Below are 5,182 nucleotides of genomic sequence, written 5' to 3' on the forward strand. Positions count from 1 at the left end.
GCCGAGGGGGCCGGGGCCGAGGGGGTCGGGACGGCCGGCGCGGAGGCGGCTTCCGGCGCGCCCGCGGCCGTCGGCGCGCCTGCAGGTTTCGGGGTACGCGCGGTTTTCGGCGTACCCGTGGCCGGGGCGGCGCGGGGTGACGGCTCCGTCCTGCTGGAAGCGGTCGGCCTCCGGCAGGAGTTCGGGCGGGGGCGGCGGGCCGTCACCGCCCTCGACGACGTCTCGCTGACCGTCCGGGCGGGGGAGACCGTCGGCGTGGTCGGGGAGTCCGGCAGCGGCAAGACGACGCTCGGCCGGACCCTCGTCCGGCTGCTCGCGCCCACCGCCGGTGAACTCCGGTACCAGGGGCGGGACATCACGCGGCTGGGGCAGCGCGCGCTGCGGCCGTTCCGTGGCGAACTCCAGATGGTCTTCCAGGATCCCGTCTCCTCCCTCAACCCCCGGCGCGGCATCGGCGAGTCCATCGCCGACCCGCTGCGCGCGGCCGGCCGGCTGTCCGACGCGCGGATCGTCGCCCGGGTGCGCGACCTGCTCGAACGGGTGGGTCTCGACCCGGACGCCTACCACCGCTACCCGCACGAGTTCAGCGGCGGCCAGCGGCAGCGCGTGGGCATCGCCCGGGCGCTGGCGCCGGAACCCCGGCTGATCGTCTGCGACGAGCCCGTCTCGGCGCTGGACGTCACCACCCAGGCCCAGGTGGTCGACCTGCTCGGCGAGTTGCAGCGGGAGCTGGGCCTCGCCCTCGTCTTCGTCGCCCACGACCTCGCCGTCGTCCGGCAGGTCAGCGACCGGCTGGTGGTGATGCGGCGGGGCCGCGTGGTGGAGGAGGGCCCGGCGGACTCCGTCTACGAAAGGCCCGAGCACCCTTACACGCGTGGGCTGCTGGCGGCGGTGCCCCGGCTGGCGGGCTCGGGCGAGGGCGTGGGGGACCGTTCGGGGGAGCGTGCGGGGGCGCGCGCGGGCGCGGGCGCGAATCGGCGGGACCCGGGCAAGCGCCTATAACGCACCCCAAAGAGGAAGGTCACGCCCGTTCACCCCTTCCGGTGGTGGGACGGACAACCGTCCGCCGCACCACCTCCGCGCCCCCATAGCGTGCTCCCGGCTGCCGGACGACTGAGGGATCGGGGGTGCGCTCGTGCGCGTGGGTCTGCTGACCGAGGGTGGTTACCCGTACGCCGCAGGCGAGGGCGGGGAGTGGTGTGACCGGCTCGTACGCGGGCTGCCCCGGCACGAGTTCGAGGTGTACGCGCTGAGCCGGAGCGCCCGCCAGGAGGACGGCGGCTGGTACGCGCTGCCCGGCAACGTGCGCCGGATCAGAGCCGCCCCGCTGTGGGGCGGCCCCGCGCCCGGCGGGCCGGGGCGCGGTGGGACGGGGCGTGGCCACGACGCGTACGGCCGGCGCGAACGGCAGCGGTTCGCCGCCCACTTCGGCGACCTGGCCGCGGCCCTCACGACACCCGGCGACCAGGCGTACCGTTTCGCCGAAGGGCTCTACGGCCTCGCCGGCCTCGCCCGCGACGAGGGCGGCCTCGTCGCCGCGCTCCGCTCGGAACTCGCCCTGCGCGCCCTGGAGACGGCCTGCCGCGCCCCCGAGGCACACCCCGGCGCGCAGGGGGCCCGTGTCGCCGACCTGCTGGTCGTCGCCGGCCTCCTGGAACGGGCCCTGCGCCCGCTCTCCCTCGACTGGTACGGCACACCGGACGGCGATCTCGGCCTGGCCGGTGTGGACCTGTGCCATGCCGCCTCCGCGGGCCCGGCCGCCCTGCCCGGACTGCTCGCCCGGCGCTTCTTCGGCACCCCGTTGCTCGTCACCGAGTACGGCGTCCGGCTGCGCGAGCACTATCTGACCGAGCCGGCCGGCCTGTCCGTGCCCGTCCGCACGCTCCTGTCCGCCTTCCACCGGCTGCTGGCCGGCGAGGCGTACGCCCACGCCTCGCTGATCACCCCCGGTGACGCGCAGGTGCGCCGCTGGCAGGAGCGCTGCGGCGCGGACCGGGGCCGGGTGCGCACCGTCCCGCCGGGGGTGGACGCGAGCCTGTACGAGGCCGTCGGCGAGGCGCGGCCCGAGCGGCGCGGGGACGGGCCGGTGCTGCTCCTCGCGGGCGGCCCGCCCGAACCCTGGCTCTGGGAGGCGACCACCGTCCTCACCCTGACGCGGCCGGACGTACGGCTGAGGGTGACCGGCGTCCCGGAGGGCGGCCCGCTGCCCGACGGCGTCTCCCGGGTCGTCGTCTGCGGACCCGAGGACTACGCCGACGCGGACGTCATCGTCGTCGGGGCCCCCGGCGACGGCTTCCCGGTACCGCTGGCCGAGGCCATGTTCTGCGGCCGGGCCACCGTCGCCGCCGACACGGCGTCGGTGCGCGAAGTCGTCGGCGGCACCGGCCTGCTGGTGCCCGCGCACGATCCGCACGCCCTCGCCGAGGCCTGCCTCACCCTGCTCGACGACCCCGCCCGCGCGGCCCGGCTCGGCGCCGCCGCCCGGGCCCGCGCCCTGGAACTCTTCACCGTGGAACAGAACATCGCCACCTTCGGCGGCATCTACCTGGAGCTGCTGTCGAGCTCCCCGGCCCGGCAGGACCTCGGCGCCCCGCGCGACGCGGTGCCCGTCGCCGCCTCCGGGCGCTCCCGCGGCCTCGCGTGGTCCGCCCGTCCCGCGTCACCGTCCTGGGCGGGCCGCCGGTGACCCGCGCCGCGGCACCGGCCGCCGTCGCCACCCCGGTCGTCCCGGCGGGCCCCGTGCCGGCCGTCGGCATACCCGCCGCCCCGGGCCGCCCCGGGCCGGCCCCCGACCCGGTCCGCGCCTTCCTGCTCCGCCACCACGCCGTCTGCGCCGACGCCGTCGACCCCCTCGAACTCGCCGCACGGCTGGAGGAACGGGGCGTCACCGACCGCGCGGCGGCGGCCTGCGGGCACGGGGACGTGTTCTCGCTCGCCGAGGAGCTGTACGAGCGGGCGGGGGGCGGTCGCGTGGGTGGTTCCGCGGGCGGTTCCGTGGGTGGTTCTGCGGGCGGATTCGTGGACATCGAGGCCGGCCGGTGCGGCGGGGCCGCCGGGGGCGGGGGACGGGCGGCGCCCGGCGAGGTGGAGTGGCCGGAGTTCCGGACGCGGGACTGGCGGCGGTACGGGACGTCCGGCGCGGGGGGCGTATTGGGTACGCCCGGTGTGGCCGGGGGCTGTGATGTGTCCGCAGGTGTGCGGGGGGCGCTGACGTTCGGCGCGGGCGTGAAGGGCGGTTCGCGAGCGGCGGCACGGCCTGCGCGTGCTTCCGGCCGCCGGGCCGCCTGTGACGGGTGGGGCGGGCGGGCCTCGGGAGGTGCGTCCGCTTCGGGGGACGACTGTCGTTCGTCGGCCTCCTCGGCCACCTCAGCCGTCTCATCGCGCTGCTCTTGCCCCGTCTGCTCCGCCGACGGCTTCGGCCGGTGCGCCGCTCGTCCGGGCCGGAGCCGCCGGACGGTCGTCGAGGCGTTGGCCTGGGCCTGGCTGCTCGCCTTCGCGTGCGTCGGGGACCGGCTGCTCGCCGCGCTGGCGCACGGGCACGAGTACGGATTCGGGTACGGACGGATCGATCCCCGAGCGCTGGCCCTCGCGGCGGCGCCCACCGCCTTGGGACTGGCGTGTGCCGTCGCGCCCGCCGCGTGGTGCGCGCACGCCTTCGCTGCTTACGCCCGGCGACGGCTGGCCGACAGCCGCTCATTGGTGGCGTACCGCGTCCGGGTCCGGTGCGCCCTGCTGGCGGTCCTCGCCGTCCTGCTCGGCGCCCTCTTCCTGTCGGTGTGGACGGCCCGGTCGGCCCTCCCCGGGCTCGGGCACCCCACGTCGCCACCCGCCCTCGCCGCACTGGCTCTGGGCTGCCTGCTCTTCCTCGACCGGCTGTGCGCCGCCCACGGCCTGGCCCGGCCCGCCGCCATGGCAGTCCTCGCCGCCTGCGCCGTCGAGGCGCTGCCGCCGGCCGCGCTGATCGCCGCCCGGCTGCCCGGATGTGCCGCCCTGGCCTGGCCGGTCACCCGGCTGCCCGGCGCCCTCGGCCCGGCCGCCCTTGGCCCAGCCGCCCTGGGCCTGGCGGCCTGCGCCGGGGCGGCCCTCGCCCTGACCGTCCGGGCCGTCGCCACCCTGCCGCACGCGGCCGTTCACGGCCTCGCCGGGGCGGGAGCCGCCGTGGCGTACGACCGGTCGTCCGGGTCGGTCGAGCTGCCCGGGTCCGCGCTACCGGCCGGGCCCGCCGGACCGTTCGGAGGCGCCGGACCGTTCGTGCCCGCCGGATCGTTCGGGGGCGTCGGACCGCTCGGGGGCGGAGATGCGTCCGGGATCGGTGCGGCGTCCGGTCTGTCGGGCCGGTCGGGCCCGATCAGTTCGGCAGGCCCCGCAGGCTCGGCAGACACGTCCAGTCCCGTCAGCCCGTCCGGTCGCTCAGGTTCTTCGGGACTCGGGGGCGGGGCCGGTGGGGCAGGCTCGCCGGACGTGCCGGAGCTGTCGGGCTTGTCGGACCTCGGCGGTGTGCCCGGGCGCGCGGGTTCGTCGGGCCGGGCAGGCGCGTTCCGTCTCGACGGCCGGGCCGGTGGTGCGCGCCCGTCGGACTTCGCCGGTGCTGCCGCCCGGGTGGGGGCGTCGGTCCGGGTCGGTGCGTCCGGTCTCGTCGAGCCGTCCGCTGGCGGGCGCTCGTCAGGCCTCGGTGACGCGCCCGCTGACGCCGACCCATCCGGCACGGTGGGCGCGGCCGGCTACTGCGGCTGCTCCGGTGTCGCGGGTGCGTCGGGTCTCGCCGGGCGGACCGGCTTCGCGAGCCCCTCCGGCCTGTCGGATGCGTCCGACTTCGTCGTTCCACCCGGCGCCGCGAGCTCGTCCGAATCTTCCGGACCGCCCGCTCGCCGCAGGCCGACCGGCTCCGCGACCCCCTCCGGCTTCCTGAGCGCGTCCCCCTCCGCGGATCCGGCGGACCCCGTGGGGCCGGCGGCCCTGCTGGACCCGGTGCTCCCGTCGGGCTCAGCCGACTCGGCAGACGCGATGAACCCGGCAGTCCCGATGGACCTGGCAGTCCTGTCCGGCCCGCCGTCGCCGTTGGATGCGGCAGACCCGTTGGCTCCGGCAGACCCGTTGGCCCCGGCAGACCCGTTGAACCTGCCGGGCCCCTCCACCCCTCCGGACGCCTTCACCCCACCAGACCTCTCCACCCCGGCGGACC

Annotated in this window: 3 protein-coding genes; all 3 read left to right on the plus strand. The window is 77.7% G+C overall.

Translation table 11 applies throughout. The features are described 5' to 3' along the window. Window positions 1-1,002, plus strand: a 1,002-nt coding sequence (locus ACSNOK_RS30465) for an ATP-binding cassette domain-containing protein (RefSeq protein WP_436784029.1), incomplete at its 5' end; no start/stop codon positions are given. Between the two features lie 133 nt (window positions 1,003-1,135). Then, window positions 1,136-2,686, plus strand: a complete 1,551-nt coding sequence (locus ACSNOK_RS30470; RefSeq protein WP_436784030.1) for a DUF3492 domain-containing protein — start codon at window positions 1,136-1,138, stop codon at window positions 2,684-2,686. Continuing rightward, the coding region (locus ACSNOK_RS30475; protein WP_436784031.1) for a hypothetical protein at window positions 2,641-5,182 on the plus strand (2,542 nt) is incomplete at its 3' end. The genes ACSNOK_RS30470 and ACSNOK_RS30475, both read left to right, overlap by 46 nt.

The sequence above is a fragment of the Streptomyces sp. URMC 126 genome (genome assembly GCF_051386555.1).
GTDB lineage: Bacteria > Actinomycetota > Actinomycetes > Streptomycetales > Streptomycetaceae > Streptomyces.